The organism is Marinobacter vulgaris (assembly GCF_003344045.1).
Taxonomy (GTDB): Bacteria; Pseudomonadota; Gammaproteobacteria; order Pseudomonadales; family Oleiphilaceae; genus Marinobacter; species Marinobacter vulgaris.
On record NZ_QFWX01000007.1, the window covers coordinates 1 to 25,369 of the forward strand.

General features: G+C 57.1%; 38 protein-coding genes. 37 read left to right on the forward strand and 1 reads right to left on the reverse strand.

What is annotated here, in order from left to right:
• The 29 genes from DIT71_RS15215 to rplQ all read left to right on the forward strand — a co-directional run.
• A partial coding sequence (locus DIT71_RS15215) for an EF-Tu C-terminal domain-related protein (RefSeq protein ID WP_199491037.1) occupies positions 1-67 on the forward strand: 67 nt, incomplete at its 5' end.
• 191 nt (positions 68-258) lie between these two features.
• A complete protein-coding gene (rpsJ, locus tag DIT71_RS15220) occupies positions 259-570 on the forward strand; it encodes a 30S ribosomal protein S10 (protein ID WP_077529290.1) in 312 nt (103 codons plus the stop codon).
• 73 nt (positions 571-643) lie between these two features.
• Positions 644-1,282: a 50S ribosomal protein L3 gene (gene rplC, locus DIT71_RS15225; RefSeq protein ID WP_114614095.1), complete on the forward strand. Its 639-nt coding sequence runs from the start codon at positions 644-646 to the stop codon at positions 1,280-1,282.
• 11 nt (positions 1,283-1,293) lie between these two features.
• On the forward strand, positions 1,294-1,899 hold the full coding sequence (rplD, locus tag DIT71_RS15230; protein WP_114614096.1) for a 50S ribosomal protein L4: 606 nt from the start codon (positions 1,294-1,296) through the stop codon (positions 1,897-1,899).
• Positions 1,896-2,189 carry a 50S ribosomal protein L23 gene (gene rplW / locus DIT71_RS15235; RefSeq protein WP_114614097.1) on the forward strand — a complete coding sequence of 98 codons (294 nt, stop codon included), beginning with the start codon at positions 1,896-1,898 and terminating at the stop codon, positions 2,187-2,189. Before rplD ends, rplW begins: the two co-directional genes overlap by 4 nt.
• 17 nt (positions 2,190-2,206) lie before the next feature.
• Positions 2,207-3,034, forward strand: coding sequence for a 50S ribosomal protein L2 (gene rplB / locus DIT71_RS15240; RefSeq protein ID WP_114614098.1), 828 nt, complete (start codon positions 2,207-2,209; stop codon positions 3,032-3,034).
• A 23-nt stretch (positions 3,035-3,057) separates the two neighbouring features.
• Positions 3,058-3,333 carry a 30S ribosomal protein S19 gene (gene rpsS, locus DIT71_RS15245; protein ID WP_114614099.1) on the forward strand — a complete coding sequence of 92 codons (276 nt, stop codon included), beginning with the start codon at positions 3,058-3,060 and terminating at the stop codon, positions 3,331-3,333.
• Between the two features lie 16 nt (positions 3,334-3,349).
• A complete protein-coding gene (gene rplV / locus DIT71_RS15250; protein ID WP_007154010.1) occupies positions 3,350-3,682 on the forward strand; it encodes a 50S ribosomal protein L22 in 333 nt (110 codons plus the stop codon).
• 11 nt (positions 3,683-3,693) lie between these two features.
• Positions 3,694-4,377, forward strand: coding sequence for a 30S ribosomal protein S3 (gene rpsC / locus DIT71_RS15255; protein ID WP_007154009.1), 684 nt, complete (start codon positions 3,694-3,696; stop codon positions 4,375-4,377).
• A 12-nt stretch (positions 4,378-4,389) separates the two neighbouring features.
• Positions 4,390-4,803 (forward strand): 50S ribosomal protein L16, encoded by a 414-nt coding sequence (gene rplP / locus DIT71_RS15260; RefSeq protein WP_027830882.1) that lies wholly within the window; start codon positions 4,390-4,392, stop codon positions 4,801-4,803.
• Entirely contained in the window at positions 4,803-4,994 is a 192-nt protein-coding gene (gene rpmC, locus DIT71_RS15265; RefSeq protein WP_007154007.1) for a 50S ribosomal protein L29, read from the forward strand. Before rplP ends, rpmC begins: the two co-directional genes overlap by 1 nt.
• Position 4,995: 1 nt before the next feature.
• A complete protein-coding gene (rpsQ, locus tag DIT71_RS15270) occupies positions 4,996-5,262 on the forward strand; it encodes a 30S ribosomal protein S17 (RefSeq protein WP_114614100.1) in 267 nt (88 codons plus the stop codon).
• Between the two features lie 18 nt (positions 5,263-5,280).
• A complete protein-coding gene (gene rplN, locus DIT71_RS15275) occupies positions 5,281-5,649 on the forward strand; it encodes a 50S ribosomal protein L14 (RefSeq protein ID WP_114614101.1) in 369 nt (122 codons plus the stop codon).
• Positions 5,650-5,665: 16 nt separating this feature from the next.
• On the forward strand, positions 5,666-5,986 hold the full coding sequence (rplX, locus tag DIT71_RS15280; RefSeq protein WP_114614102.1) for a 50S ribosomal protein L24: 321 nt from the start codon (positions 5,666-5,668) through the stop codon (positions 5,984-5,986).
• A 15-nt stretch (positions 5,987-6,001) separates the two neighbouring features.
• Entirely contained in the window at positions 6,002-6,541 is a 540-nt protein-coding gene (gene rplE, locus DIT71_RS15285) for a 50S ribosomal protein L5 (protein ID WP_036203346.1), read from the forward strand.
• Between the two features lie 12 nt (positions 6,542-6,553).
• Positions 6,554-6,859 carry a 30S ribosomal protein S14 gene (gene rpsN / locus DIT71_RS15290; RefSeq protein WP_114614103.1) on the forward strand — a complete coding sequence of 102 codons (306 nt, stop codon included), beginning with the start codon at positions 6,554-6,556 and terminating at the stop codon, positions 6,857-6,859.
• 89 nt (positions 6,860-6,948) lie between these two features.
• Positions 6,949-7,341, forward strand: a complete 393-nt coding sequence (gene rpsH, locus DIT71_RS15295) for a 30S ribosomal protein S8 (RefSeq protein ID WP_114614104.1) — start codon at positions 6,949-6,951, stop codon at positions 7,339-7,341.
• A gap of 9 nt (positions 7,342-7,350) precedes the next feature.
• The gene (rplF, locus tag DIT71_RS15300; RefSeq protein WP_114614105.1) at positions 7,351-7,884 is read left to right on the forward strand and encodes a 50S ribosomal protein L6; all 534 of its coding nucleotides are present in this window, start codon (positions 7,351-7,353) and stop codon (positions 7,882-7,884) included.
• 9 nt (positions 7,885-7,893) lie between these two features.
• Entirely contained in the window at positions 7,894-8,241 is a 348-nt protein-coding gene (rplR, locus tag DIT71_RS15305; RefSeq protein ID WP_114614106.1) for a 50S ribosomal protein L18, read from the forward strand.
• A gap of 12 nt (positions 8,242-8,253) precedes the next feature.
• Complete coding sequence (gene rpsE, locus DIT71_RS15310; RefSeq protein WP_114614107.1) at positions 8,254-8,754, forward strand: 30S ribosomal protein S5; 501 nt, start codon at positions 8,254-8,256, stop codon at positions 8,752-8,754.
• 4 nt (positions 8,755-8,758) lie between these two features.
• Positions 8,759-8,947 (forward strand): 50S ribosomal protein L30, encoded by a 189-nt coding sequence (rpmD, locus tag DIT71_RS15315; RefSeq protein ID WP_114614108.1) that lies wholly within the window; start codon positions 8,759-8,761, stop codon positions 8,945-8,947.
• Position 8,948: 1 nt separating this feature from the next.
• Complete coding sequence (rplO, locus tag DIT71_RS15320; RefSeq protein WP_114614109.1) at positions 8,949-9,383, forward strand: 50S ribosomal protein L15; 435 nt, start codon at positions 8,949-8,951, stop codon at positions 9,381-9,383.
• Positions 9,384-9,400: 17 nt separating this feature from the next.
• Positions 9,401-10,723, forward strand: a complete 1,323-nt coding sequence (gene secY / locus DIT71_RS15325; RefSeq protein ID WP_114614110.1) for a preprotein translocase subunit SecY — start codon at positions 9,401-9,403, stop codon at positions 10,721-10,723.
• Between the two features lie 30 nt (positions 10,724-10,753).
• Entirely contained in the window at positions 10,754-10,867 is a 114-nt protein-coding gene (gene rpmJ / locus DIT71_RS15330; protein ID WP_008174902.1) for a 50S ribosomal protein L36, read from the forward strand.
• A gap of 141 nt (positions 10,868-11,008) precedes the next feature.
• The gene (gene rpsM, locus DIT71_RS15335) at positions 11,009-11,365 is read left to right on the forward strand and encodes a 30S ribosomal protein S13 (RefSeq protein ID WP_027830890.1); all 357 of its coding nucleotides are present in this window, start codon (positions 11,009-11,011) and stop codon (positions 11,363-11,365) included.
• Between the two features lie 13 nt (positions 11,366-11,378).
• Complete coding sequence (gene rpsK / locus DIT71_RS15340; protein ID WP_004580767.1) at positions 11,379-11,768, forward strand: 30S ribosomal protein S11; 390 nt, start codon at positions 11,379-11,381, stop codon at positions 11,766-11,768.
• A gap of 18 nt (positions 11,769-11,786) precedes the next feature.
• Positions 11,787-12,407: a 30S ribosomal protein S4 gene (rpsD, locus tag DIT71_RS15345; RefSeq protein WP_114614111.1), complete on the forward strand. Its 621-nt coding sequence runs from the start codon at positions 11,787-11,789 to the stop codon at positions 12,405-12,407.
• Between the two features lie 35 nt (positions 12,408-12,442).
• Positions 12,443-13,447, forward strand: a complete 1,005-nt coding sequence (locus DIT71_RS15350) for a DNA-directed RNA polymerase subunit alpha (protein WP_114614112.1) — start codon at positions 12,443-12,445, stop codon at positions 13,445-13,447.
• 33 nt (positions 13,448-13,480) lie between these two features.
• The gene (rplQ, locus tag DIT71_RS15355) at positions 13,481-13,879 is read left to right on the forward strand and encodes a 50S ribosomal protein L17 (RefSeq protein WP_114614113.1); all 399 of its coding nucleotides are present in this window, start codon (positions 13,481-13,483) and stop codon (positions 13,877-13,879) included.
• 132 nt (positions 13,880-14,011) lie between these two features.
• On the opposite strand, the gene uvrA is transcribed toward rplQ, so the two are convergent.
• Complete coding sequence (uvrA, locus tag DIT71_RS15360) at positions 14,012-16,843, reverse strand: excinuclease ABC subunit UvrA (protein ID WP_114614114.1); 2,832 nt, start codon at positions 16,841-16,843, stop codon at positions 14,012-14,014.
• Positions 16,844-17,037: 194 nt separating this feature from the next.
• On the opposite strand from uvrA, the gene DIT71_RS15365 reads away from it, so the two are divergent.
• From DIT71_RS15365 to DIT71_RS15400, 8 genes are all read left to right on the forward strand, one after another.
• On the forward strand, positions 17,038-18,408 hold the full coding sequence (locus DIT71_RS15365; protein WP_114614115.1) for an MFS transporter: 1,371 nt from the start codon (positions 17,038-17,040) through the stop codon (positions 18,406-18,408).
• A 58-nt stretch (positions 18,409-18,466) separates the two neighbouring features.
• Positions 18,467-18,994 carry a single-stranded DNA-binding protein gene (gene ssb / locus DIT71_RS15370; RefSeq protein WP_114614116.1) on the forward strand — a complete coding sequence of 176 codons (528 nt, stop codon included), beginning with the start codon at positions 18,467-18,469 and terminating at the stop codon, positions 18,992-18,994.
• Positions 18,995-19,164: 170 nt separating this feature from the next.
• Positions 19,165-20,679, forward strand: coding sequence for a PilN domain-containing protein (locus DIT71_RS18250; RefSeq protein ID WP_227538162.1), 1,515 nt, complete (start codon positions 19,165-19,167; stop codon positions 20,677-20,679).
• Positions 20,676-21,374, forward strand: a complete 699-nt coding sequence (locus DIT71_RS15380; protein WP_114614117.1) for a type II secretion system protein M — start codon at positions 20,676-20,678, stop codon at positions 21,372-21,374. The genes DIT71_RS18250 and DIT71_RS15380 overlap by 4 nt, the downstream gene beginning before the upstream one ends.
• A 1-nt stretch (position 21,375) precedes the next feature.
• The gene (locus DIT71_RS15385; protein WP_114614118.1) at positions 21,376-21,690 is read left to right on the forward strand and encodes a hypothetical protein; all 315 of its coding nucleotides are present in this window, start codon (positions 21,376-21,378) and stop codon (positions 21,688-21,690) included.
• Positions 21,687-23,423, forward strand: coding sequence for a pilus (MSHA type) biogenesis protein MshL (gene mshL, locus DIT71_RS15390; RefSeq protein ID WP_227538163.1), 1,737 nt, complete (start codon positions 21,687-21,689; stop codon positions 23,421-23,423). Before DIT71_RS15385 ends, mshL begins: the two co-directional genes overlap by 4 nt.
• Position 23,424: 1 nt before the next feature.
• Positions 23,425-24,264 (forward strand): ExeA family protein, encoded by an 840-nt coding sequence (locus DIT71_RS15395; RefSeq protein ID WP_114614119.1) that lies wholly within the window; start codon positions 23,425-23,427, stop codon positions 24,262-24,264.
• Entirely contained in the window at positions 24,261-25,367 is a 1,107-nt protein-coding gene (locus DIT71_RS15400) for a tetratricopeptide repeat protein (protein ID WP_114614120.1), read from the forward strand. The genes DIT71_RS15395 and DIT71_RS15400 overlap by 4 nt, the downstream gene beginning before the upstream one ends.
• Positions 25,368-25,369: the final 2 nt, after the last annotated feature.

Consider the following 25,369-nt stretch of genomic DNA (forward strand, 5'->3'; position numbering starts at 1 on the left):
GCGCTTCGCGATTCGTGAAGGCGGCCGTACCGTTGGTGCCGGTGTGGTCTCAAAGATCATCGAGTAAGTTACTCGATCGGTCTGAGAAAAAGGGGCTGGCACTCAGCCCCTTTTTCTTTTTCAGCCGCACAATCCGACCCGGTAGCGTCACTGCTTATCGCAGTTGACACTGCTGGGTATTATGCATACAATGCGGCTCCTTTTTTTGAAGGTCGGCTAACTAGTTAGTAGCTGCTACGAGTGGAGTTTGGGTGCATCATGCAAAGCCAAAAAATTCGAATCCGGTTGAAGGCGTTTGATTATCGCCTGATCGACCAGTCAACGCAGGAGATCGTCGATACCGCCAAGCGGACCGGCGCTCAAGTGCGTGGGCCAATCCCTCTGCCGACGCGGAAGGAAAAGTACACCATCCTGATCTCCCCGCACGTCAACAAGGACGCGCGTGATCAGTATGAGATTCGCACACACAAGCGTTTGCTGGACATCGTCGAACCGACGGAAAAGACAGTAGATGCTTTGATGAAGCTGGATCTGGCAGCAGGTGTAGACGTTCAGATCAGCCTCGGCTAACCGGACCGGTTAGTCTGTGTAACTGTCATAAGGCCATAGAGGGTGAGAGCCCCGTACACTTAAGAGGTGAAACATGGCAATTGGAATTGTCGGTCGCAAGGCCGGTATGACCCGTATTTTTACGGAAGACGGGCAGGCGCTGCCCGTAACGGTAATTGAGGTTGAACCCAACCGCATTACCCAGCTGAAAACTCTTGAAAACGATGGCTATCGTGCGGTTCAGGTAACCGTTGGAAAGCGTCGTTCCTCTCGTGTGACCAAAAGCGAAGCGGGCCATTACGCCAAAGCCGGTGTAGAAGCTGGTCGTGGTCTGTGGGAATTCCGCCTTGCCGATGGCGAAGGTGAGGATCTGGCCGCAGGCGGTGAGATCACTGCTTCCATCTTTGAAGATGGCCAGGTCGTGGATGCGATGGGTCAGTCCAAGGGTAAGGGCTTCCAGGGCGGTGTAAAGCGCTGGAACTTTGCCATGCAGGACGCCACACACGGTAACTCCCTTTCTCATCGTGCACCGGGTTCCATCGGTCAGAACCAGACTCCGGGCAAGGTATTCAAGGGCAAAAAGATGGCGGGCCAGATGGGCAATGCTCAGGTGACTGTGCAGAACCTGCAAGTTGTCCGTGTCGACGCCGAGCGCAATATTCTGCTGATTCGTGGTGCCGTTCCCGGCGCGACGGGCGGAAATGTTGTCATCAAGCCTGCAGTTAAAGCCTGAGGAGCGGTGCGATGGAATTGACTATTACAGGTAGCGGCGAAGGAATTTCTGTTTCCGATGCTGCTTTCGCCAAAGATTTTAACGAGTCGCTGGTTCACCAGGTGGTTACTGCTTATATGGCAGGCGCCCGCCAGGGAACCAAGGCTCAAAAGACGCGTTCCGAAGTCGCTGGTGGTGGCAAGAAGCCATGGCGTCAAAAGGGCACTGGTCGTGCCCGTGCCGGTACAATCCGCAGCCCGATCTGGCGCTCCGGTGGTGTTACCTTTGCTGCCAAGCCTCGCGGCTTTGAGCAGAAAGTTAACCGCAAGATGTACCGCGCAGCGATGCGCTCCATTTTTTCAGAGCTGGTTCGCCAGGAGCGTCTGGTCGTTGTTGACGACATCAATGTTGACAGCCCCAAGACCAAGGCATTCAGTGCCAAGCTGAAAGATCTCGGTGTGACCAATGCACTGATTCTGTCCGAGAACGTCGAGCAGAATCTGCACCTGGCCTCGCGCAACATTCCGCACGTTGACGTGCGTGATATTGCCGGTCTGGATCCGGTTAGCCTGGTTGCCTTCGAGAAGGTCATTGTGACTGTTCCCGCTCTGAAGAAAATCGAGGAGATGCTGGGATGAATCAGGAACGTATTTACAAGATTCTTCTTGGGCCCCACGTATCAGAGAAGTCCTCTCTGGTAGCGGAAAGCGGTCAGGTGGTGTTTCGTGTCGCCCCTGACGCAACCAAGCCCGAGATCAAAAAAGCCGTTGAGCAGCTGTTCAACGTCACCGTCGAAGGTGTTCAGGTTCTGAACCGTAAGGGTAAGCTCAAGCGTACCGTTCGCGGCTTCGGCAAGCGTTCTGACATCCGTAAGGCTTATGTGCAGCTTGCGGAAGGTCAGGACATTGATTTTCTGGATGTGGAATAAGGTAAAGGGGTCGTAAAATGCCGATCGTCAAAACCAAGCCAACATCTGCCGGCCGCCGTCACGTTGTTAAGCTCTTTAACCCTGATCTTCACAAGGGGCGCCCTTACGAGCCGTTGGTAGAAACATTGAGCAAATCGGGTGGACGCAACCATTTTGGTCGCATCACTACCCGTCATATTGGTGGTGGCCACAAGAAGCACTACCGTGTAATCGACTTTAAGCGGACCAAAGATGGTATCCCGGCGACAATCGAGCGCCTGGAATACGATCCTAACCGCTCTGCGCACATTGCGCTGGTCAAGTACGCCGATGGCGAGCGTCGCTACATTATCGCTCCCAAAGGCATGCAGATCGGTGATCCTGTGCGCTCCGGCATCGACGCGCCGATTAAAGTAGGAAGCACGCTTCCGCTCCGGAATATTCCGGTCGGTTCGGTGATTCACTGCGTCGAAATCAAGCCTGGCAAAGGTGCCCAGCTGGCTCGCTCCGCGGGCGCATCCGTACAGCTGGTTGCTCGGGAAGGGGCGTATGCCACCATCCGCCTGCGTTCAGGTGAAATGCGTAAGGTGCTTGTTGACTGTCGTGCAACGTTGGGCGAAGTGTCCAACAGCGAACACAGCCTCAAGCAGCTTGGCAAAGCGGGTGCATCACGTTGGCGCGGTAAACGTCCAACAGTACGTGGTGTTGCTATGAACCCAGTTGACCACCCACATGGTGGTGGTGAAGGGCGTACCTCTGGCGGGCGTCACCCGGTTACTCCGTGGGGTGTTCCGACCAAAGGGCATAAGACTCGTAAGAACAAACGTACTGACAAGATGATAGTACGTCGTCGTTCAGCCAAGTAAACGACTACATAGAGGTAAATGCTGTGCCACGTTCTTTAAAGAAAGGTCCTTTTATAGACCTGCATCTGTTGAAGAAGGTCGAGGCAGCTCTGGAAGCGAATGACAAGCGGCCGATCAAAACCTGGTCCCGCCGGTCGACAGTGTTTCCGGAGATGGTAGGCCTGACCATTGCAGTTCACAACGGCAAGCAACACGTGCCGGTTTATGTCACCGAAGATATGGTCGGACATAAACTGGGTGAGTTCGCGGCAACGCGTACTTATCGTGGTCATGCGGCCGACAGGAAAGCTAAACGCTGATTGTGAGGTATTAGAAATGGAAGTAGCAGCCAAGTATAAGGGCGCTCGCCTCTCAGCTCAGAAAGCGCGTCTTGTCGCTGACCAAGTACGCGGCAAGGCTGTTGAGGACGCCCTGAACATTCTGACTTTCAGCCCTAAGAAGGCAGCGGTCATTCTCAAGAAAGCTCTTGAGTCTGCCATTGCCAACGCTGAGCACAACGAAGGTCTGGACGTAGATGATCTGCGGGTTTCCACCGTTATGGTGGATGAAGGTCCGACGCTCAAGCGAATCAAAGCTCGAGCCAAGGGGCGCGCTGACCGGATTTTCAAGCGCACCTGTCATATCACCGTCAAGGTCGCCGACAAGTAGGAGATGCTCAGATGGGTCATAAAGTAAATCCAACCGGCATGCGCCTGGGTGTGATCAAAGAGCACAACTCAGTGTGGTACGCCGAAAAAGCGGAATACGCGAACAACCTGTTGAACGATATTCAGGTTCGCGAATTCCTTGACAAGCGTCTGGTGAAGGCGTCTGTCAGCAAGATTGTGATCGAGCGCCCTGCTCAGAACGCCCGTATCACGATCCATACAGCCCGTCCCGGTATTGTTATCGGTAAAAAGGGTGAAGATGTTGACCGTTTGCGTCGCGAAGTGAGCGACATGATGGGTGTGCCCGTGCACATCAACATCGAAGAAGTCCGCAAGCCGGACCTGGATGCCCGCTTGGTCGCGCAGAACGTTGCCGGTCAGCTGGAGCGTCGTGTGATGTTCCGTCGCGCTATGAAGCGAGCGGTACAGAACGCCATGCGCCAGGGTGCGAAAGGCATCAAGATCCAGGTAGGCGGTCGTCTCGGGGGTGCTGAAATTGCCCGTTCCGAGTGGTATCGCGAAGGTCGTGTACCGCTGCACACACTGCGTGCAGATATTGATTACTCGACCTACGAAGCGAAGACCACCTACGGCATTATCGGCGTCAAGGTATGGATCTTCAAAGGTGAGATTCTTGGTGGTATGGAGCAGGTCCGTGCTGACAAGAAAGCCTCTGGGAAGAAAGGTTCTAAGTAAAGGGGCACTCAAATGCTGCAACCAAAACGCACCAAATTTCGCAAGGTAATGAAAGGCCGTAACACCGGTCTTGCTCACCGTGCTAACAAGGTGAGCTTCGGTGAATACGGATTGAAGGCGACGACCCGTGGGCGTATAACTGCGCGCCAGATCGAAGCAGCGCGTCGTACCATGACTCGTCGCATCAAGCGGGGCGGTAAGATCTGGATCCGGATTTTCCCGGACAAGCCGATCTCCAGCAAGCCGCTGGAAGTACGAATGGGTAAAGGTAAGGGTTCTGTCGAGTATTGGGTGGCTGAGATTCAGCCTGGCCGGATGCTTTATGAGATGGAAGGCGTCTCCGAGGAAATCGCTCGCGATGCATTCACTCTTGCTGCGGCCAAGCTGCCCGTACAGACCACCTTTGTTACGAGGACGGTGATGTGATGAAAGCAACAGAGCTGCGTGACAAGTCAGTCGAGGAGCTGAACAAAGAGCTGATCGACCTCCTGAAGGAGCAGTTCAACCTGCGCATGCGTAAGGCGACAGGTCAGCTGAATCAGTCTCATCTTCTTCCGAAGGTGAAGCGTGACATTGCTCGCGTGAAAACGGTTATGAATGAAAAGGCAGGACAGTAACATGACTGAAGCTACCCAAACTGCCAGAACCCTGAGCGGCAAGGTCGTGAGCAACAAAATGGAGAAATCCATTGTGGTTCTGGTTGAGCGCCAGGTTAAGCATCCTCTGTACGGTAAGTACATGAAGCGCTCATCCAAAATCCACGCTCACGATGAGAGCAATCAGTGCAGCATCGGTGACACCGTTACAATCCAGGAAACCCGCCCGGTCTCAAAGACCAAAAGCTGGGCCCTGGTTGAGGTCATCGAGCGTGCATCCAAGGTGTAATTCGCCCGGAGAACAACCATGATTCAGACTCAAACAATGCTTGATGTCGCGGACAACAGTGGTGCACGTCAGGTTATGTGCATCAAGGTCCTGGGCGGTTCACACAGGCGTTATGCCAGCGTTGGGGATATTATCAAGGTGACCGTCAAGGAAGCCATCCCCCGCGGTAAAGTGAAAAAAGGCCAGGTCCTGAAAGCAGTCGTTGTGCGTACCCGTAAAGGTGTACGTCGTCCCGACGGGTCGCTGATTCGTTTCGACGGAAACGCGGCGGTACTTCTGAACAATCAGGACGCACCAATTGGTACCCGTATCTTCGGACCGGTTACCCGTGAACTGCGAAATGAGAAGTTCATGAAAATTATTTCACTGGCACCCGAAGTACTTTAAGGACCAGAGGCCGGTTATGAAAAAGATCAAACGCGATGACGAAGTAATCGTCACTACGGGGAAAGACCAAGGCAAACGTGGTAAAGTCCTGAAGGTTCAGGACGATGGCCGGGTTGTTGTTTCAGGGATCAATATGATCAAGAAGCACACCAAGCCAAACCCGATGGCGGGCTCCCCAGGTGGCATCGTCGAAAAAGAAGCACCTATCCAGGCTTCCAACGTGGCTATTTTTAATCCGCAGACCGGCAAAGCCGATCGCGTAGGCTTCCAGATCAAGGAAGACGGCGCCAAGGTGCGGATATTCAAGTCCACGAAAGAAGTCGTCGATAACCAGTAAGCGGTGGTGGTTACGATGCTTAACATGAAAGAGCAGTACAGTAAGGAAGTGGTACCCGCCCTGCAGAAAGAGTTCAGCTACAAGAACATCATGCAGGTACCGCGTATCGAAAAGATCACCCTGAACATGGGTGTTGGCGAAGCGGTCGGTGACAAGAAGCTGATTGAGAATGCCGTGGCGGATCTTGAGCGCCTGGCTGGTCAGAAAGCGGTTGTTACCCTGGCTCGTAAATCCGTCGCGGGTTTCAAAATCCGTGAAGGTTGGCCGATCGGCTGTAAGGTTACCCTGCGCGGTGAGCGCATGTGGGACTTCTTTGATCGTCTGGTTCACATTGCGGTACCCCGCATTCGTGATTTCCGCGGTCTGAATCCCAAGTCCTTTGATGGTCGTGGTAACTACAGCATGGGTGTGCGTGAGCAGATCATTTTCCCGGAGATCGAGTACGACAGAGTCGACAAGATCCGTGGGCTTGACATCACCATTACCACCACAGCCGGCACCGACGATGAAGGTCGCGAACTGCTGAAAGCTTTCGGCTTTCCGTTCAAGAAATAAGGAACGAGTGTAATGGCTAAGGTTTCCATGAAGAACCGCGAGTTCAAGCGCGAGAAAACCGTTGCGAAGTTTGCAGCGAAGCGTGCGGAACTCAAGGCGATTATCAAAAACCCGAATACCAGCGATGATGACCGTTGGGATGCACAGATGAAGCTGCAACAGCTTCCTCGTGATGCGTCTCCCTCGCGTCTTCGTAATCGTTGCCAGGTTACAGGTCGTCCCCACGGCGTTCTGCGCAAGTTCAAGCTGTCACGTATCAAACTTCGTGAAGCTGGCATGCGCGGTGATGTCCCGGGTCTGACCAAAGCAAGCTGGTAAGGCAGGTACTCTGGCCGCAGGTCAGGTACCCGTTGGTAAGCGGTGCGGCGCGCCGCTGCACAACTAAAAAGATCAGGAGCCTCATACCAATGAGTATGCAAGATACGCTTGCGGATATGTTTACTCGTATCCGTAATGCACAGATGGCACAGAAGGCCGACGTGGCCATGCCGTCTTCAAAGATGAAAATCTCCGTGGCCCAGGTCCTCAAGGACGAAGGTTACGTAGGCGATTTTTCCGTCTCAGCTGACGCGAAGCCCGAGCTGACCATTAACCTCAAGTACTTCGGCGGCAAGCCGGTTATTGAGGAAATCAAACGGGTCAGCCGTCCGAGTCTGCGCCGGTACAATGGCGCTGGGGAGCTACCGAAGGTATCCGGTGGTTTGGGAGTCGCGATTGTCTCTACGTCCAAGGGCGTAATGACAGACCGCGCTGCACGTGCTGCCGGCGTGGGTGGCGAAGTCATCTGCACCGTATTTTAGGAGATACACATGTCCAGGGTTGCCAATAATCCTGTCGTGCTGCCTTCCGGTGTTGAGGTTAAGCTGAACGGACAGGAAATTAATGTGAAGGGGTCCAAGGGATCGCTTCAATTCACCATCCACAACGTGGTCGATGTAACGCAGGAAGAAAACGTCCTGCGATTCGCCGCCCGTGATGGAGCCAAACAGTCCCGCGCTCTTGCTGGTACTACCCGCGCACTGGTCAATAACATGGTGACCGGTGTGACAACAGGCTTCGAGCGCAAGCTCGCGCTGACGGGCGTAGGCTACCGTGCCCAGGCGCAAGGTAAGAAGCTCAATCTTACACTGGGGTTTTCACACCCGGTCGTATATGAGCTGCCCGAGGGGATTACCGCTGAAACTCCGTCCAATACGGAAGTTGTCGTTCGCGGAATCGACAAGCAACAGGTTGGCCAGGTCGCTGCTGAGATCCGTGCATTCCGTCCGCCAGAGCCCTATAAGGGCAAGGGTGTGCGTTATGCGGATGAGCAGGTCAGACGCAAAGAAGCCAAGAAGAAATAAGGCGGGACTATGAGCGCGAATAACGAAAGATTGCGTCGCGCACGTAAAGTGCGCATGAAGATCCGTAAGTTGGGCACCAACCGCCTGTGTGTACACCGTACACCGCGGCATATGTATGCCCAGGTTACTACTGCAGACGGCAGCAAGGTGCTGGCGGCTGCCTCCACGTTGGATAAGGACCTGCGCCAGGGTGCAACCGGTAACGTGGACGCTGCCAAAAAGGTCGGTCAGCTGGTTGCTGAGCGTGCCAAGGCAGCAGGTGTAGAGCAGGTCGCTTTTGACCGCTCCGGTTACCGTTATCATGGTCGCGTTCAGGCTCTGGCCGACGCAGCCCGTGAAGCTGGCTTGCAATTCTAAGAGGTGGAGAAGATGAGCGTTAACGAACAGAAGGCGCCTGAGCTCCAGGAGAAGCTGGTTCAGGTCAATCGCGTCGCCAAGGTTGTTAAAGGCGGTCGTATTTTTGCCTTCACCGCACTGACTGTAGTGGGTGACGGTAAAGGTCGCGTTGGTTTCGGTCGGGGCAAGGCGCGTGAAGTGCCGGTTGCGATCCAGAAGGCAATGGAAGCTGCGCGTAAAAACATGGTTGATATTCCGCTGGACGGAACGACCCTGCAATACTCCGTAAAAGCGCAGCATGGTGGCTCCAAGGTCTACATGCAGCCGGCATCGGAAGGTACCGGAATCATCGCCGGTGGTGCGATGCGTGCGGTACTGGAAGTTGCGGGTGTGCAGAACGTACTGTCCAAGTGTTATGGGTCTACCAACCCGGTGAACGTGGTACGTTCCACCATCAAGGGTCTCCAGGCAACACAAGCGCCTGAAGATATTGCAGCCAAGCGCGGTAAATCCGTGGAAGAGATTCTGGGTTGAAGTCATGGCGAACGCAAAAACGATCAAAGTAACACTGACCCGCAGCCCCATCGGCTGTCAGCCCAAGCACAAACTGTGTGTAAAAGGCCTGGGTCTCCGTAAAATCGGTCACACCGTGGAAGTGGAAGATACTCCCTCCATCCGCGGCATGATCAACCGGGTTAACTACCTGGTGCAGGTACAGGAGAACTAAGATGCGTCTGAACGAACTTAGTCCGGAGCCTGGTTCACGTCCCGCTGCCAAGCGCGTGGGTCGTGGCATCGGTAGCGGCTTCGGCAAGACCGGCGGTCGTGGCCACAAGGGTCTGAAAGCCCGTTCCGGCGGCAGCGTTGCTCCCGGTTTCGAGGGTGGTCAGCAGCCGTTGGCCCGTCGTTTGCCGAAATTTGGCTTCACGTCGCGCCAACAGCGCTATGTTGCCGAAATTCGTCTCAACGAACTGGCGAAAGTGGACGGCGATGTCGCCGATCTTGAGTCCCTGAAGAAAGCTGACATCGTTCGCGAAGAAATCCGCGAAGCGAAGGTCATTCTGTCCGGCGAACTGAGCCGTGCGGTGACCGTCAAGGGTCTCAAAGTGACCAAAGGCGCACGCGAGGCGATTACGGCCGCGGGCGGTAAAGTCGAAGACTAAGGCGAGTCGAGGACTAAATGGCCAAGAACGCATCATTGCCTGCGGGCGCGGGTAAAGGACTGGCAGAGCTGCGATCGCGGCTCTGGTTTGTCTTCCTGGCATTGCTGGTGTACCGGATCGGTGCCCACATTCCGGTGCCGGGTATCAACCCCGATCGTCTGGCAGCACTGTTTGAACAGAATCAGGGCACGATCCTGAGCATGTTCAACATGTTTTCCGGTGGTGCGCTTGAGCGGATGAGTATCTTCGCACTCGGTATCATGCCGTACATCTCGGCCTCTATTATCATGCAGCTCATGACGGCGGTTAATCCGACGCTGGAGCAGCTGAAGAAAGAGGGCGAGGCTGGCCGTCGCAAGATCAGTCAGTACACGCGGTATGGTACGGTTATCCTGGCCCTGGTTCAGGGCTTTGGTATTTCTGTCGGGCTGGCGTCACAGGGCGTAACCTTCAACGACAGCTTCAGCTTTCACTTTGTGGCGGTTGTGTCCTTCGTCAGTGGCGCCGTGTTCATGATGTGGCTCGGTGAGCAGATTACTGAGCGCGGTGTTGGCAACGGCATTTCGTTGCTGATCTTCGCTGGTATCGTTGCGGGTCTTCCCGGGGCGATCGGCCAGACGCTGGAGCAGGCGAGGAATGGCGAGATGAGCCTGCTGGTGGTTCTGGGTATCGCAATCCTGGCAATTGCGGTTGTCGGTTTTGTGGTGTTCATGGAGCGCGGACAGCGCCGTTTGACCATTAACTACGCCAAGCGGCAACAGGGTCGAAAGGTGTTTGCCCAGCAATCCAGCCATTTGCCTCTGAAGGTAAATATGGCCGGCGTTATCCCGCCGATCTTTGCATCTTCCATTCTGCTGTTCCCGGCATCACTGGGACAGTGGTTCGGCCAGGGCGAAGGTATGGAGTGGCTGAGTGATATATCCCAGGCACTGGCACCAAGTCAGCCTCTGTACATCATTCTGTTTGCGGCAGCAGTGGTATTCTTCTGCTTCTTCTACACAGCGTTGATGTACAACCCGAAAGAAGTTGCGGATAACCTCAAGCGCTCAGGCGCGTTTATTCCGGGCATCCGTCCGGGCGATCAGACCGCCAAGTATATTGATGGTGTACTGACCCGCCTGACACTGTTCGGTGCAATGTACATAGCAGCAGTTTCCCTGTTCCCTCAGTTCCTGATGGTGGCCGGGAATGTACCGTTCTATCTGGGCGGCACGTCACTGCTGATTGTTGTAGTCGTGGTGATGGATTTCATGGCGCAGGTTCAGTCGCACCTGATGTCTCATCAATATGATTCGTTGATGAAGAAGTCCAATCTCAAGGGCTATGGTCGGAACGGTTAATCCCGTTCCCCTTGAAAACTGGAGTCGACAATGAAAGTACGCGCTTCGGTAAAGAAAATTTGCCGTAACTGCAAAGTAATTCGTCGCAATGGCTCAGTAAGGGTCATTTGCTCGGAGCCCCGTCACAAGCAGCGCCAGGGTTAATCCTCAGGGATTCAGCACTGGCATTGCAAAGGGTACGTTCAATAGCGCTTGACCTCAGGTGGGGTCAGGCGCTATTATTTCGCGCCCTTTTATAGTGGCGGAAAATTCACACAGCAAAGCTTTGAACGCGGAGTAATTTGGATGGCACGTATAGCCGGTGTCAATATACCCGATCACAAACATGCTGTTATCTCGCTGACTTACATTTTTGGAGTCGGCCGGACAGCAGCCCAGAAGCTTTGCGATGCAACCGGCGTCAAGCCGGACGTCAAGGTCAAGGACCTGTCCGACGAGCAGCTTGAATCACTTCGTACTGAAGTAGGCAAGCTGGCCGTTGAAGGCGATTTGCGTCGTGAAGTTCAGATGAACATTAAGCGTTTGAAGGATCTCGGTTGTCACCGTGGTCTGCGTCACCGTCATGGCCTTCCGGTCCGTGGCCAGCGCACAAAGACCAACGCACGCACCCGTAAAGGTCCTCGCAAACCTATTCGTAAGTAACAGGTAGGCAATCATGGCAAAGCCAGGTACACGTACCCGTAAAAAGGTGAAAAAGACGGTTGTTGATGGCGTCGCGCACATTCACGCGTCCTTCAACAACACTATCGTGACCATTTCTGACCGTCAGGGCAACGTATTGTCCTGGGCCACCTCTGGTGGTTCCGGTTTTCGTGGGTCACGCAAGAGCACACCTTTTGCTGCGCAGGTAGCAGCTGAAAGAGCCGGTAATGCGGCTGCTGAATACGGCCTTAAAAACCTGGACGTAGAGGTTAAAGGTCCGGGGCCCGGACGTGAATCCGCTGTACGCGCGCTAAATGGCTGCGGGTACAAGATCACTAACATCACTGATGTGACGCCGATTCCCCATAACGGTTGTCGTCCGCCCAAAAAGCGCCGCGTCTAACACAGGAGACAGTGAATTATGGCTCGTTACATAGGCCCGAAGTGCAAGCTGTCTCGTCGTGAAGGGACAGATCTTTTTCTGAAGAGCGGTGTTCGCGCGCTCGATACAAAGTGCAACATTGAGACTCCGCCAGGTATGCACGGCGCGCGTCGCAGCCGTCTGTCCGAATATGGCGTGCAGCTTCGTGAAAAGCAGAAGGTCCGTCGTATCTACGGCGTACTGGAAAAGCAATTCCGCAATTACTACAAAGAGGCCGCCCGCGGCAAAGGCGCAACCGGTGAAAACCTGTTGCAGCTGCTGGAAGGTCGTCTTGATAACGTTGTATATCGCATGGGTTTTGGTTCTACCCGTGCTGAGTCCCGTCAGCTCGTTTCTCACAAGGCGATCCTGGTCAACGATAAGCTGGTGAACATTCCGTCTTATCAGGTCAAGCCAGGTGATGTTGTGAGTGTGCGTGAGAAGGCAAAAAACCAGCTTCGCGTCAAAGGCGCTCTGGATCTGTCTTCCAGTCGTGCACCGGTGAGCTGGGTAGAGGTCGACGCCAGCAAGATGTCCGGCGTTTACAGGTCAGTACCCGAGCGTACTGAATTGCCGGCCGACATCAACGAGAACCTCATCGTCGAGCTTTACTCCAAGTAAAGCCCAGTTAGCAACGAGAGCAATTAGGGGCGTCTATGCAGCGTTCAGTACATGAGTTATTGACACCTCGTACCATTGACGTGAAAGAATCAAGCGCCATGCGCGCCAAGGTGACGCTGGAGCCTCTGGAAAGAGGTTTCGGCCATACCCTCGGTAGTGCACTGCGTCGTATACTCTTGTCCTCAATGCCGGGCTGTGCGATTACCGAAGCACAGATCGACGGCGTTCTGCACGAGTACAGCGCGATCGAGGGTGTTCAGGAAGACGTCATCGAGATTCTACTGAATCTCAAGGGCGTCGCCGTGAAAATGGGCAGCCGGGACGAAGTTGAGGTAACACTCAGCAAGAAAGGCCCGGGTGTTGTCACTGCCGGTGATATCAAGCTGGATCACGATGTCGAAATCACCAACCCGGATCATGTGATCTGCCACCTGAGTGATAAAGGTGAAGTGAACATGCGTCTGAAGGTTGCCCGTGGTCGCGGCTATGAGCCGGCCGATCAGCGGGGTCTGGACGAGGACGAGACTCGCGCCATTGGACGTCTGCAACTGGACGCAACCTTCAGTCCGGTTCGTCGTGTTGCCTATGCCGTGGAAAGTGCACGGGTTGAGCAGCGCACTGACCTGGACAAGCTGGTTATTGATCTGGAAACCAATGGTACTATCGATCCGGAAGAAGCGATTCGCCGGGCGGCAACCATTCTCCAGCAGCAACTGGCTGTGTTTGTTGATTTCGATCACGAGAAAGAGCCCGAGCGTGTAGAGGAGGAGGAAGAAATTGATCCGATTCTCCTGCGTCCGGTCGATGATCTGGAGTTGACAGTGCGTTCAGCTAACTGCTTGAAGGCTGAGAATATTTACTACATCGGCGATCTGATCCAGCGCACAGAAGTTGAGCTGCTGAAGACGCCTAACCTTGGTAAAAAGTCGCTTACCGAGATCAAGGACGTGCTCGCGTCCCGTGGTCTGTCACTGGGTATGCGTCTTGATAACTGGCCGCCGGCTAGCCTTCGTGGTGACGACCGGGTATTGGGCGGTTAATCGCCGATTAGTTTAAGGTAAGGAATCAGAGCAATGCGTCATCGTAAGAGTGGTCGTAAGTTCAGCAGGACCAGTGCGCATCGCAAGGCCATGTTTCGTAACATGACTGCGTCACTGGTTGATCACGAGCTGATCAAAACAACGCTGCCGAAAGCCAAAGAGCTTCGTCGTGTAGCCGAGCCGTTGATCACGCTCGCAAAAAATGATTCGGTCGCGAATCGTCGTCTGGCGTTCTCACGCCTGCGTGACGATGCAGCGGTTGCCAAGCTTTTCAATGAGCTTGGTCCTCGCTACAACGAGCGTCCGGGTGGTTACCTTCGTATCCTGAAGTGTGGCTTCCGCGCCGGTGACAATGCCCCCATGGCATTTGTTGAGCTGGTCGGTCGTCCGCTGGACATCGAAGCAGAAGAAGTGGACGAAAGCGAAGCGTAAGCTTTCGCCAGGTTCAAAAAAAACCGGAGGCCAACGCCTCCGGTTTTTTTATGCCTCTTTCTTTTACACTGGGTAGATCGGTTTAGGCTCAACAGGGCCGTAAACCGACATCAAGGAGCCAGCCGTCAACGACTATTGCGTTTTCCGCTCCAGAACCCCCTTCAGATACCGCCCGGTATGCGACCCGGCAACCTCGGCCACCGCTTCAGGTGTCCCTTTTGCCACAATCTCGCCGCCACCGGAGCCGCCCTCGGGGCCAAGATCAATGATCCAGTCCGCCGTCTTGATCACGTCCAGATTGTGCTCAATGACCACGATGGTGTTGCCATGGTCCCGCAATCTCTGCAGCACCGTCAGCAATTGCTGAATGTCGTAGAAGTGCAGGCCGGTGGTGGGCTCGTCAAGGATATACAGGGTCTGGCCGGTATCGCGCTTGGACAGTTCCTTGGCCAGCTTCACGCGCTGGGCTTCGCCGCCAGAGAGAGTTACCGCACTTTGGCCGAGCCGGATATAGGACAGCCCGACATCGATCAGGGTCTGTAGCTTGCGGGCAAGAAACGGAACCGGGTCGAAAAATTCCCTGGCTTCCTCTACCGTCATCGCCAGCACTTCGTGAATGCTTTTGCCCTTGTAGCGGACCTCCAGGGTCTCGCGGTTGTAGCGTTTGCCTTTGCAGACGTCACAGGGCACGTACACGTCCGGCAGGAAATGCATTTCAACCTTGATAACGCCGTCGCCCTGGCAGGCTTCGCAACGGCCCCCCTTGACGTTAAAGCTGAAGCGGCCCGGCTTGTAGCCCCGTGAGCGGGCTTCCTGAGTGCCAGCAAAGAGCTCACGGATGGGTGTGAACAGCCCGGTATAGGTTGCGGGGTTCGAACGCGGTGTGCGGCCAATGGGGCTCTGATCAATGTCGATAACCTTGTCGAGCTGGTCCAGGCCTTTTAGGGATTCATAGGGGGCGTGGGTCAGGCTCGTGGCCTTGTTCAGCTTTGCTGCGCAAACCGGATACAGGGTGCTGTTGATCAGGGTGGACTTGCCGGAGCCGGACACGCCGGTGACGCAGGTCATCACGCCCAGGGGCAGTGTGAGTGTCACGTCGCGCAGGTTGTTGCCGGTGGCGCCTTTCAGGACCAGGCTTTTGCCGTTGCTGGTATGGCGCTGTTCCGGGATAGCGATTTCTTTCTTGCCACACAGGTATTGGCCAGTGAGGGAGGCGTCCGAGTCAATGATGTCCTGCGGTGTGCCCTGGGCAATGATATGGCCGCCGTGAACGCCGGCGCCCGGCCCGATATCGATGACGTGGTCCGCAGCGCGAATGGCGTCTTCGTCGTGCTCCACAACAATGACCGTATTGCCCAGGTCCCGGAGGTGGAATAGGGTGCCCAGCAGGCGATCGTTGTCCCGCTGATGCAAACCGATAGAGGGCTCATCGAGAATGTACATTACACCCACAAGGCCCGCGCCGATCTGGCTGGCCAGCCGGATACGCTGCGCTTCGCCGCCAGAGAGGGTGTCTGCGCTGCGCTCAAGTGTCAGGTATTCCAGCCCCACGTTGACCAGAAACTGAAGCCTCTGGCGAACCTCCTTGAGGATCTTCTCCGCGATCTCGCCTTTGCGGCCGGGCAGCGCCAGTGTTCCGAAATAGTTGTGGGCGTCACCGACCGGCATATGAGTGACATCGGAGATGTTGTTCTTCTCAATGAACACGTGCCGGGCGCTGCGGCGAAGCCGCGAACCCTTGCACTCCTTGCAGGGCTGGGTGCTGAGATTACGCGCCAGCTCTTCCCGCATGCTCTGGGACTCGGTTTCCCGATAGCGACGTTCCAGGTTGGGCAATATGCCCTCGAAGGGGTGAGCCTTTTCCATGATGTGGCCGCGAGAATTCACATAGCGGAAGGGGATATCTTCCGTACCTGAGCCATAGAGCAGAACCTGGCGAAAATCATCCGGCAGGTCTTCCCACGGGGTGTCCATATCCACATCGTAATGGTCGGCCACGCTGCTCAGCATCTGGAAATAGTACACCGCCCGGCGATCCCAGCCTTTGATGGCACCCTCTGCCAGGGTGGCTTCAGGATGCTGGACGATTTTCTCCGCGTCGAAAAACTGTTTCACGCCAAGCCCATCACAGGTGGGGCAGGCGCCGGCGGGATTGTTGAAGGAGAACAGTCGCGGCTCCAACTCGCTGATGGCGTAGCCACACTGGGTGCAGGCGTAGCGGGCGGAGAAGGTGTGTTCCTCGCCCTCGTTATCCATGGGAGCGACTAGGGCAATGCCGTCGGCCAGCCCCAGTGCGGTTTCAAAACTTTCCGCAAGCCGCTGCTCAAGCCCCGGCTTTACCTTGAAACGGTCCACCACCACATCGATCTGGTGCTTGCGTTTTTTGTCCAGGTCCGGCACGTCGTCGATGTCGTAAACCCGGCCATCCACCCGCAGGCGGATGAAGCCCTGGCTGCGCATGGTATCGATAACATTCAGGTGCTCGCCCTTACGATCGCGGATCACCGGCGCAAGAATCATCAGCTTGCTGTCCTCCGGCATGGCCAGAACCTGGTCGACCATCTGGCTGACGGTCTGTGCTTCCAGAGGCAGATCATGGTCCGGGCATCGCGGTTCACCGGCGCGGGCGAACAGCAGGCGCAGGTAATCGTAGATTTCGGTGATGGTGCCGACGGTCGAGCGCGGATTGTGGGAGGTGCTTTTCTGCTCGATGGAGATGGCCGGTGAAAGGCCCTCGATGTGGTCCACATCCGGCTTTTCCATCATCGACAGAAACTGGCGGGCATAGGTGGACAGGGATTCTACATAACGGCGCTGGCCTTCCGCATAGAGCGTATCGAACGCAAGGGACGATTTCCCGGAACCGGACAGGCCGGTGATTACGATCAGCTTGTCCCTCGGTATATCCAGGTCAATGTTTTTCAGATTGTGGGTTCGCGCCCCTTTGATCTGGATATGGTCCATAACACCTCACTGTCGGAAAAAACGGAAATTATACCGTGTTTGGGCCCCGGCCGGCTAAGGCCTGAGTGCTTTTAGGCCGCTAAATGCAATATGCCCTGCCTGTGTGGCTTCTGTTACAATGCGCAGCGATTTTGTGAAGGGCAGCTCCCCTTCCGAACTCACGTTCCCGGAACCCATACCAGGCAAGGCACTGCATGAATTCACTGGAAAGACGCTCTGTTGCATCACTGGCATCCGTGTATGCCATGAGGATGCTGGGGCTCTTCATGGTTATGCCGGTGTTCGTCCTTCTCGGCGGCGACTTGAAGGGCGCAACGCCGGCCCTGATAGGCCTCGCCATCGGCGCCTATGGACTGAGCCAGGCGCTGTTGCAGATTCCGTTCGGCATGTTGTCGGATCGGGTCGGACGCAAGCGCATGATCTATATCGGCCTGGTCCTGTTCGCTGCCGGAAGTTTGCTGGCCGCGTCCACAGACTCCATATACGTCGTAATTGCCGGGCGGATTCTTCAGGGCTCCGGAGCCATCGCCAGCGTGTTGATGGCGCTGCTCAGTGACCTGACCCGGGAAGAGGAGCGGACCAAGGCCATGGCCACTGTCGGCATCTCCATTGGCCTGTCCTTTTCCGTGTCCCTGGTGCTGGGTCCATTGCTGGGTTCGGCATTTGGCCTTTCCGGCATCTTCTATACCACCGCGGTTCTGGCGGTGGTGGCGATGGTGATTGTCCATCGGCTGGTCCCCACGCCCCATGAACACAAGGCCAGTGCCGATACCCATCCGGCGCGGGAGATGCTGGGTAAGGTCATTGCCGATAAACGACTGGTGCGGCTCGATTTCGGAATTTTCGCCCTGCACCTGGTACTGACGGCCATTTTCCTGGTGTTTCCGACCCTGCTTCAGGATGGGCTGGGGCTGCCGTCGTCATCCCACTGGTGGTTTTACCTCACGGTCATGGTGACGTCGTTCTTCGCTATGGTGCCGTTTATCATTGTTGGTGAGAAAAAGCGCAGGATGAAATCGGTGCTTTGCGGAGCGATTGCCCTGCTGGCCATTTCAACCGCTGCCATTGGCGGGATTTCCGACAGCCTGACGGCGGCGTGGGCCGTACTGTTTTTCTTCTTTATGGCGTTCAACCTGTTGGAGGCGAGCCTGCCATCGCTGGTCAGCAAGGAATCTCCCGCAGCGGCAAAAGGTACCGCCATGGGGGTCTATTCCACCTCCCAGTTCTTCGGTGCGTTTCTCGGTGGCGCCGTGGGCGGACTGCTCCTGGAGCAGCTGGGATTACAAGGTGTGCTCTGGTTCATGGTCATCGTGTTGGTGATCTGGCTGGCAGTGGCACTGACCATGCCCAGCCCGGGTTACACGGCCAGTTTCGTGGTACAGTTGCAGCATGTGGCGTACAGCCAGTTTGATGAAATTGACGACGCCCTGCGGGGACTTCCCGGGGTACAGGACGTCGTCATCATGGAAGAGGCGGAGACGGCCTACCTGAAGGTGGATCGTCAGAAATTTGATGAACTGTCGCTTGCGGACTTTGCGTTTGTCCGGCAGGGTAGCAGTTCTTGAAAATCGGAAACCTGCAGGGAAGGCAGGTTATCCCTGAAAACAGAGTCAGGAGCGGATCATGGCACGAGGCGTAAACAAGGTTATTCTGATCGGGAACCTGGGGCAGGACCCGGACACCCGCTATACCCCGAACGGCAACGCGGTAGTAAACCTGAACCTTGCGACAGATGAAAGCTATAAGGACAGGCAGACAGGTCAGCTGGTGCCAAAAACCGAATGGCACCGGGTTGTGATGTTCGGCAAGATTGCCGAAGTTGCCGGCCAGTACCTGCGCAAAGGCTCCAAGGTCTACATTGAGGGCAAGCTGCAGACGCGCAAATGGCAGAACAAGGAAGGCCAGGACGTTTACACCACCGAGGTTGTGGTTGATATCAACGGCCAGATGCAGATGCTCGACAGCCGCGGCGGTGAAGGCGGTGGCGCAAGCCAGGGCGCACCTGCGGGCCGCCCGCAACAGTCGGGTAACGCAGCGCCTGCTGCTGCAAGTCAATCGAATCAGCAGTCTGGCGGTGGTGGTTACAACCAGCCTTCACAGGGCAGCATGCCAGAACCGGTTGATGACTTTGACGACGATATACCGTTCTAGCGGTTACACCGGATCGCTAAAAAGCCCTCGCCCTGTCGAGGGCTTTTTCTGTTACCGAGTTGCAAAAAGACGTCAAATTTTACAATAAAACATAGAATTACGTTCACTTTGTGAACTAGTATGCAAATCCCTGTGAAATCCGCTTATTTTTTAGACATCGAGGCTGGCGAGTGGCTCCAAGCTTTATAGCAAACATTCTGCGCCGCTCCCGTGAACGGCAACGCGTCTGCCTGGAGGTTCGACCAGACGGGATAGCGTGGGCGGAATCAGGAGGCCAGGCCGGGTTTCTGGATTGCTCGCCGGCAAAGCGGGAAAGCGTTCTCGGTGCCCTCTCAAGCGAGCGCGGATGGTCCGGGGCAGATACCACGCTGGTCCTGCCGCTTGACCAGTACCAGGTGTTCCAGCTGGAGCGCCCGGAAGGCGTCGATGAGTCTGAGCTTGGCGATGCCCTGAAATGGAAGCTCAAGGATTTTCTCGACTTCAACCCCTCCGATGCCGTATCCGATGTGTTTCCATTCCCACAGGATGCGTCCCGCGGACGGGGAAACCTGGTGAATGTGGTTGCCGCGCGCAAGTCCCTGGTCAGCGAACTGGTGGCGTTGACAGAGAACTGCGGCCTGGCACTGGTGTCCATCGATATTGCCGAACTGGCGTTGCGTAACCTGGCTCCCCGCATTGACCCTGAGCGCAGGGGCGCAGCTCTCGTTCACATGCGTGAGCGTTTCGGGCAGATGATTGTCTGCAAGGGCGACACGCTGTACCTGTCCCGGCGCCTGGACGTCACCTCCGATGATCTGCGGGACGCATCGAGCCAGGAGAATGCAGTGCAGTCACTGGCGCTGGAAATGCAGCGCTCCCTCGACTATTACGAAAGCCAGTTGGGGCAGGTGCCGCCCGCCGTCATCAGGCTGGTGGCCCGGGATAACGTACTGCCGCTGTCATCCATGCTGGCAACCTACGTGGCTGCCACGGTAGAGACGCTTGACTGGGAACCTTTCGGTCTTGAGCAGCCCCTGGACAGCCGCTGTCTGGTGGCCTGGGGTGCCAGCCTGGCAACTGACCGGAAAGGCGATGACGCACTGCAGCAGGTAAATCTCTACACCGATGAACTGCGGCCTCGCCGGGAAAAACTGCAGGCTGGAGCGGCCCTGTCTGCACTGGTGTTCGCTCTGCTGGTCATTGCCGTGGCTGCGGGTGTTGTTCATTACCAGGAATCCCGCTTGCAGGCCGAGGTTGTCGGCCTGCAACAACAGAATGAGCAGTTGCAGAACTCCGTCGAACAACTGACCGGCGAAGTGGAAGCTCGCAAGCCCGATCCCGATGTCAAAGCCGCCCTTGAGCGCGTGACGGCAACGCTGGCGCGCAGGCAGCGATTGCTGGACCGGGTGGAAAACCTGATTGCCACGGAGACGACCGGATTTTCGTCACCACTCTCAGCTCTGGCCCGCCAGGTGCCCGAGGGGCTGTGGCTGACGCAGATCCGGCTTGATGCCCGCCAGGGCAATGTTGGCCTGGCAGGCAAGGCGCAGTCAGGCCGACTGGTGCCGGTGTATCTCGAACAGCTGGGCGATGAGCCGGCCTTTGCCGGAAAGACCTTTGGCAGCTTCCGCCTTGACCGGGAAGAAGACGGCGCCTCGATCGAATTCCGGGTGGCCACGGATACTGACGGGGAGGTCGCCCGATGACTCAGGCTTTCCGTCAGCAGTTTGGCAGGGGTGCCGCCTGGTTCAACGCACGCCCTGTTCGCGAACGGGCGTTGTTGACCATAACGGCGTTTGTGGTAGTGCTGTTTGCCGGCTGGGAGCTTGCGATTGCCCCGGTTATGGCAGGCAACGAGCAGCTTCGCTCCCGTCAGGTGTCTCTGTCTGATACCCGCGCATCATTGATCGACCAGCAGGAGCGGCTGAACGAACAGTTGGCGTCGGACCCGTCACAGGTGTTGAGAAATCAGCTTGCGGCCCGACAGCAGCGACTGGAGCGGCTGAACAACGAGCTCGCTGAAACCACCGGCAGGTTGATTGCGCCCCAGGCCATGATGGTGCTGTTGCGGGATATTCTGGCGGCCCAGGACAAGCTGGAGCTGTTGGGCCTGGAGCTGCTGGCGCCAGTGCCCGTGTTTGACGGCCAGCCCGACAGTGCCGGTGATGGCAGCAGCAGTGGCAGCGACGAGCCCGCCGAACCCCTGCTGTTTGCTCACGACGCAGAAATCATCCTGCGTGGGGGCTATATGGACGTGCTTGCCTACCTGGAGACACTCGAGGCCATGGATACCCGCCTGGGCTGGGTATTGCTGGAGTACGACTCCGGCGACTATCCCGATAACGAAGTCCGTATCCGGGTTCGAACCCTGAGCCTCGATCGCGCATGGCTGGGAGTGTGATATGAAGTTTCTGTTGATCGCAGTGCTGGCTCTGGTAGCCTCCCAGGCTTTCGCTTTGCAGGATCCGACCCGCCCCAGCGGCTTCGGTGGGTCCGAGCAGATGCAGGCGCCGCAAAAAGAATTTACGCTGGCGTCGATCTTTATTGGCAGTGATCGCAGGGTAGCGGTTATCGATGGCGTGGCCCGCAGAGAGGGACAGACATTCGACGGGGTTCGCCTCAGGCGGATCCATCCGGACCGGGTAGAGCTGGTGGATCAGGGAAGAGCGCGCGTTTTAAGACTGGAACCACTTCCGCAGGTGCGGAGTTCGCAATGACAGACAAACGAGCCGCTATGACACTGAACCGAACGTTTCTGACTCTGCTGCTGGCCATGTTTCTGACTGCCTGCAGCAATAATCCGCTGATGCGCACCAGTCAGGCCACCTCCACCGATGCCGCGGCAGCGATTGACGATGCCCTGGCCGAGGCCGAAGCTGAGGCTGAGCAGCGCAGAAGCGCCAGGACACAGGACCTGTCCCCGAACGTGCCCGAGGACGTCAGCGCCGCACTGATGCCTTCGCTATCCTCCGCGACCGATGACGAAGACCGGTTCGATGTCAACGCGCGGGGGCTCGCTGCCGCGCCTTTCTTTGAGGCGCTGGTGGAGGGTAGCCGTTACAACGTGGTGATCCACCCCGAGGTCGAGGCTATCATCGACCTGCGGCTGAATGACGTAACGGTTCCGGAAGTCATGGATATTGCCGGCGACCTGTATGGCCTGGATATCCAGCGCAGTGGGCGCCTGTTCCGGGTGAGGGCGGACGGTATTCAAACTCAGATGTTCCCGATCGACTACCTGCATTTCAAGCGCAGCGGCAGTTCCGAAACCCGTGTCAGTTCCGGGCAGGTCACCAGTTCCCGCGACAGCTCAACCGGGGCCGGCTCCAGCGCCGGCAGCTCCGGCGACAGCAGCACCGCCAACCTGGTGGGTACGCGGATTTCCACGGAGACTGAATCGGATTTCTGGCAGGACATCGAACGCGCCCTGAAGATGATCATCGGGACCGACAATGGCAATCAGGTGATCGTCAACGCGGGGGCGGGCCTGGTCATGGTCCGTTCCGACGGCAAGTCTCTCAGGCAGGTGGACGAGTATCTGCGCCGCACCCAGTTGATCATGCAGCGACAGGTTGTGCTGGAGGCGAAGATCCTGGAAATCGGTCTGAACGAAGGCTACCAGCAGGGAGTTAACTGGTCCGATATACAGAGTGCCTCCTCGGTAGTCGCGAGCGACGGCTTGCCGGCCGATTTTACCGCCCAGTCACTGGCGGGCCAGGCAATCCAGACATCCGATATTGGCGGGTTGTTCTCGGCCACCTTCCGCGAGGGCACCTTCACGGGGCTTATTGAACTGCTGGGCGAACAGGGCAACGTGCAGATCCTGTCCAGCCCGCGGATCTCCACGGTGAATAATCAGAAAGCCGTGATCAAGGTGGGCACCGACGAGTTCTTCGTGACCGACATCGACTTCGATGACAACAACTCGGCGGTCACCGCCACGGACCGTACCTCCACCTCGGTGGAACTGACCCCGTTTTTCTCCGGTATTTCCCTGGATGTGACCCCGCAGATTGCTGAAGACGGCGCCATTACGCTGCACGTTCATCCTGCGGTCAGCGAAGTGAGCGATCAGCAGAAGGTCATCACCGTGGGCGACCGGGATGTAACCCTGCCGCTGGCCCGCAGCACCGTTCGCGAGACAGACAGTGTGATTCGCGCCGAGAGCGGGCAGATCGTGGTGATCGGCGGGCTGATCCAGGATACCAGTGAAGACAGCAACTCGGCCGTGCCTTTTCTCAGCGAAATCCCGCTGCTGGGAGAGCTGTTCAAACAGCGTCGCTTCCAGTCCCGCAAGAGCGAGCTGGTTATCCTGCTGCGGCCGGTGGTTGCCGGCAGCGAGCAGATGAGCGCCGATGTATCGGCCAGTCGTGAGCGAATGCAGGTGCTGCGGGAACTGCTGGAATCATCCGAGTCCGTCAAACCCCAGCCGGAGAAAGCCGCGCGCTAGCATGTACGAAGCCCATTTCGGACTGCAGGAAGCACCGTTTGCATTGACGCCCAACACCCGCTATTTCCTGCGGGCCCGCAGCCATAGCGATGCCCTGGAATTGCTGCTGGTGGCGTTGCGTGAGCGCGAGGGCTTTATAAAAATTACCGGGGAGGTGGGTACCGGCAAGACGCTGCTATGCCGGCTGCTGCTCAATGAGCTTGAGCAGAGCGCCCACACCGCCTACATCCCCAATCCGCATCTTACCCCCGACACCCTTTACGAAGCGGTTGCCGAAGAACTGGGCGTGGATGTGGCCCGCTGTGCCAACACCCACCAGATACTCAAGGCGCTGAACGAACGCCTGATTGCCCTGGCCATGGAACAACGGCAGGTGGTGCTGGTGATCGACGAAGCCCAGGCCATGCCCGAGGAAACCATCGAGGCACTGCGATTGCTGACCAACCTGGAAACCGAAAGTACACGGTTGTTGCAGGTGGTCCTGTTCGGCCAGCCCGAGCTGGATGTGCAGCTGAAGCGGGAAAGCCTGCGGCAGCTGCAACAACGCATTACCTTCCAGTTCCGCCTCTCGCCCCTGGACAGGATTTCCGTGGCGCAGTACCTGAGGCACCGACTGGCCCAGGCGGGCTACAACGGCGGTGATCTGTTTGCACCCTCGGCACTGAGGCTGATCTCCCGTTCCTCCGGCGGCATCCCACGGCTGGTCAATATCATCGCCCACAAGGCCCTGCTATCTGCCTGGGGTCGCGGTGATCATCAGGTCAGCCGCTGGCACGTAACCCATGCGATCCGCGATACCGACAGCGCCCACTTGCCCAATCTGCTGGTGAGGTGGTTATGAGCCTGCTCAACGATGCCCTGAGAGCAGCCGAGCAACGGCAGGACCGGCCAGAGCAGCCTGCCGCCTATATGGGTGGGCAGTCATCGTCTCGCGGCAGCAGGCCTTTACTGCTAATCGTCGTGGTGCTTCTGGCGCTGGTCATTGCCTTCATGGGTGGCTACTGGATGCTCACAAACAGCTCATCACCGCAGCCGATGGTTGTGGAGAGCGAGCCGTCGCAGGATCAGCGGGTGCAGAGAACGGCTGCTGTTGTAAGTGATCAGCAGCCAGAAGTGGCCGAGCCCGAACCAGCCCAGAGGCCGGAACCCGACCCCGAGCCGATTATCGTCGCGCAGGTAACGACCGAACCGTTACCCGCGCCGGCAGAGCCCAAAGCCTCCGAGCCTGAATCCGCCGCCCTCGAACTGGAAGCAGAGCCTGCGCCTGTGGTGGCAAAAGCTCCCGCCAAGCAGGAAACCAGGCCTGCTGAAGCTGAAAAAGAAGACGAAAAGCCTGAGGAGGTCTCCACCGCTGGCGTCAAGCGGGTTCCGGAAACTCCGGCCGCGACCGATCGAAGCACCGCGAGGGAGCTGGAACGGCTGGTCTCTGCGGGCAACATCACCAGCGCAGAGCGTGGCCTTGCGGCACTGACCCAGGCCCAAACCGCGCCCCGCAGCCGCTATGTGGTGGCCAGGGCGCTGCTGGTGGACGGCAAACAGGATCAGGCCCTGGGCTGGTTGCCCCCGGAGATTGCTGCCGCGCACCCGAGGTTACGGTTGTTGAGAGCCAGGGCGCTGCACGCCAACAGCGATCTGGCAGCTGCCGTCGATACCCTCAGTTCAGACGTGCCGCCGGTGCAGGACCATGCCGAATACCGGGTCACCCTTGCCACGCTGCTTCAGCAGCAGGGGCAGAATACCGAAGCCGCCCGCCACTGGGCGGAATTGATTGCCTGGGATGACAGTCATGCCCCCTGGTGGGTCGGGCTGGCGATATCACTGGAGGCCCAGGGTGAGCCGGCCCGCGCCGCCAGGGCTTACCGGCAGGCCGCTGAACTACCTGGGTTACCCCGCTCGCTGGCGGACTATGTGCGCCAGCGGCTACAGGCATTGCGAGCAGGATGAGT

What these genes read in the sequence shown, in the direction of transcription:
- rpsJ (WP_077529290.1), top strand. Translation starts at nt 259, where the DNA reads ATGCAAAGCCAAAAAATTCGAATCCGGTTGAAGGCGTTTGATTATCGC.
- rplC (WP_114614095.1), top strand. Translation starts at nt 644, where the DNA reads ATGGCAATTGGAATTGTCGGTCGCAAGGCCGGTATGACCCGTATTTTT.
- rplD (WP_114614096.1), top strand. Translation starts at nt 1,294, where the DNA reads ATGGAATTGACTATTACAGGTAGCGGCGAAGGAATTTCTGTTTCCGAT.
- rplW (WP_114614097.1), top strand. Translation starts at nt 1,896, where the DNA reads ATGAATCAGGAACGTATTTACAAGATTCTTCTTGGGCCCCACGTATCA.
- rplB (WP_114614098.1), top strand. Translation starts at nt 2,207, where the DNA reads ATGCCGATCGTCAAAACCAAGCCAACATCTGCCGGCCGCCGTCACGTT.
- rplV (WP_007154010.1), top strand. Translation starts at nt 3,350, where the DNA reads ATGGAAGTAGCAGCCAAGTATAAGGGCGCTCGCCTCTCAGCTCAGAAA.
- rpsC (WP_007154009.1), top strand. Translation starts at nt 3,694, where the DNA reads ATGGGTCATAAAGTAAATCCAACCGGCATGCGCCTGGGTGTGATCAAA.
- rplP (WP_027830882.1), top strand. Translation starts at nt 4,390, where the DNA reads ATGCTGCAACCAAAACGCACCAAATTTCGCAAGGTAATGAAAGGCCGT.
- rpmC (WP_007154007.1), top strand. Translation starts at nt 4,803, where the DNA reads ATGAAAGCAACAGAGCTGCGTGACAAGTCAGTCGAGGAGCTGAACAAA.
- rpsQ (WP_114614100.1), top strand. Translation starts at nt 4,996, where the DNA reads ATGACTGAAGCTACCCAAACTGCCAGAACCCTGAGCGGCAAGGTCGTG.
- rplN (WP_114614101.1), top strand. Translation starts at nt 5,281, where the DNA reads ATGATTCAGACTCAAACAATGCTTGATGTCGCGGACAACAGTGGTGCA.
- rplX (WP_114614102.1), top strand. Translation starts at nt 5,666, where the DNA reads ATGAAAAAGATCAAACGCGATGACGAAGTAATCGTCACTACGGGGAAA.
- rplE (WP_036203346.1), top strand. Translation starts at nt 6,002, where the DNA reads ATGCTTAACATGAAAGAGCAGTACAGTAAGGAAGTGGTACCCGCCCTG.
- rpsN (WP_114614103.1), top strand. Translation starts at nt 6,554, where the DNA reads ATGGCTAAGGTTTCCATGAAGAACCGCGAGTTCAAGCGCGAGAAAACC.
- rpsH (WP_114614104.1), top strand. Translation starts at nt 6,949, where the DNA reads ATGAGTATGCAAGATACGCTTGCGGATATGTTTACTCGTATCCGTAAT.
- rplF (WP_114614105.1), top strand. Translation starts at nt 7,351, where the DNA reads ATGTCCAGGGTTGCCAATAATCCTGTCGTGCTGCCTTCCGGTGTTGAG.
- rplR (WP_114614106.1), top strand. Translation starts at nt 7,894, where the DNA reads ATGAGCGCGAATAACGAAAGATTGCGTCGCGCACGTAAAGTGCGCATG.
- rpsE (WP_114614107.1), top strand. Translation starts at nt 8,254, where the DNA reads ATGAGCGTTAACGAACAGAAGGCGCCTGAGCTCCAGGAGAAGCTGGTT.
- rpmD (WP_114614108.1), top strand. Translation starts at nt 8,759, where the DNA reads ATGGCGAACGCAAAAACGATCAAAGTAACACTGACCCGCAGCCCCATC.
- rplO (WP_114614109.1), top strand. Translation starts at nt 8,949, where the DNA reads ATGCGTCTGAACGAACTTAGTCCGGAGCCTGGTTCACGTCCCGCTGCC.
- secY (WP_114614110.1), top strand. Translation starts at nt 9,401, where the DNA reads ATGGCCAAGAACGCATCATTGCCTGCGGGCGCGGGTAAAGGACTGGCA.
- rpmJ (WP_008174902.1), top strand. Translation starts at nt 10,754, where the DNA reads ATGAAAGTACGCGCTTCGGTAAAGAAAATTTGCCGTAACTGCAAAGTA.
- rpsM (WP_027830890.1), top strand. Translation starts at nt 11,009, where the DNA reads ATGGCACGTATAGCCGGTGTCAATATACCCGATCACAAACATGCTGTT.
- rpsK (WP_004580767.1), top strand. Translation starts at nt 11,379, where the DNA reads ATGGCAAAGCCAGGTACACGTACCCGTAAAAAGGTGAAAAAGACGGTT.
- rpsD (WP_114614111.1), top strand. Translation starts at nt 11,787, where the DNA reads ATGGCTCGTTACATAGGCCCGAAGTGCAAGCTGTCTCGTCGTGAAGGG.
- DIT71_RS15350 (WP_114614112.1), top strand. Translation starts at nt 12,443, where the DNA reads ATGCAGCGTTCAGTACATGAGTTATTGACACCTCGTACCATTGACGTG.
- rplQ (WP_114614113.1), top strand. Translation starts at nt 13,481, where the DNA reads ATGCGTCATCGTAAGAGTGGTCGTAAGTTCAGCAGGACCAGTGCGCAT.
- uvrA (WP_114614114.1), bottom strand. Translation starts at nt 16,843, where the DNA reads ATGGACCATATCCAGATCAAAGGGGCGCGAACCCACAATCTGAAAAAC.
- DIT71_RS15365 (WP_114614115.1), top strand. Translation starts at nt 17,038, where the DNA reads ATGAATTCACTGGAAAGACGCTCTGTTGCATCACTGGCATCCGTGTAT.
- ssb (WP_114614116.1), top strand. Translation starts at nt 18,467, where the DNA reads ATGGCACGAGGCGTAAACAAGGTTATTCTGATCGGGAACCTGGGGCAG.
- DIT71_RS15380 (WP_114614117.1), top strand. Translation starts at nt 20,676, where the DNA reads ATGACTCAGGCTTTCCGTCAGCAGTTTGGCAGGGGTGCCGCCTGGTTC.
- DIT71_RS15385 (WP_114614118.1), top strand. Translation starts at nt 21,376, where the DNA reads ATGAAGTTTCTGTTGATCGCAGTGCTGGCTCTGGTAGCCTCCCAGGCT.
- mshL (WP_227538163.1), top strand. Translation starts at nt 21,687, where the DNA reads ATGACAGACAAACGAGCCGCTATGACACTGAACCGAACGTTTCTGACT.
- DIT71_RS15395 (WP_114614119.1), top strand. Translation starts at nt 23,425, where the DNA reads ATGTACGAAGCCCATTTCGGACTGCAGGAAGCACCGTTTGCATTGACG.
- DIT71_RS15400 (WP_114614120.1), top strand. Translation starts at nt 24,261, where the DNA reads ATGAGCCTGCTCAACGATGCCCTGAGAGCAGCCGAGCAACGGCAGGAC.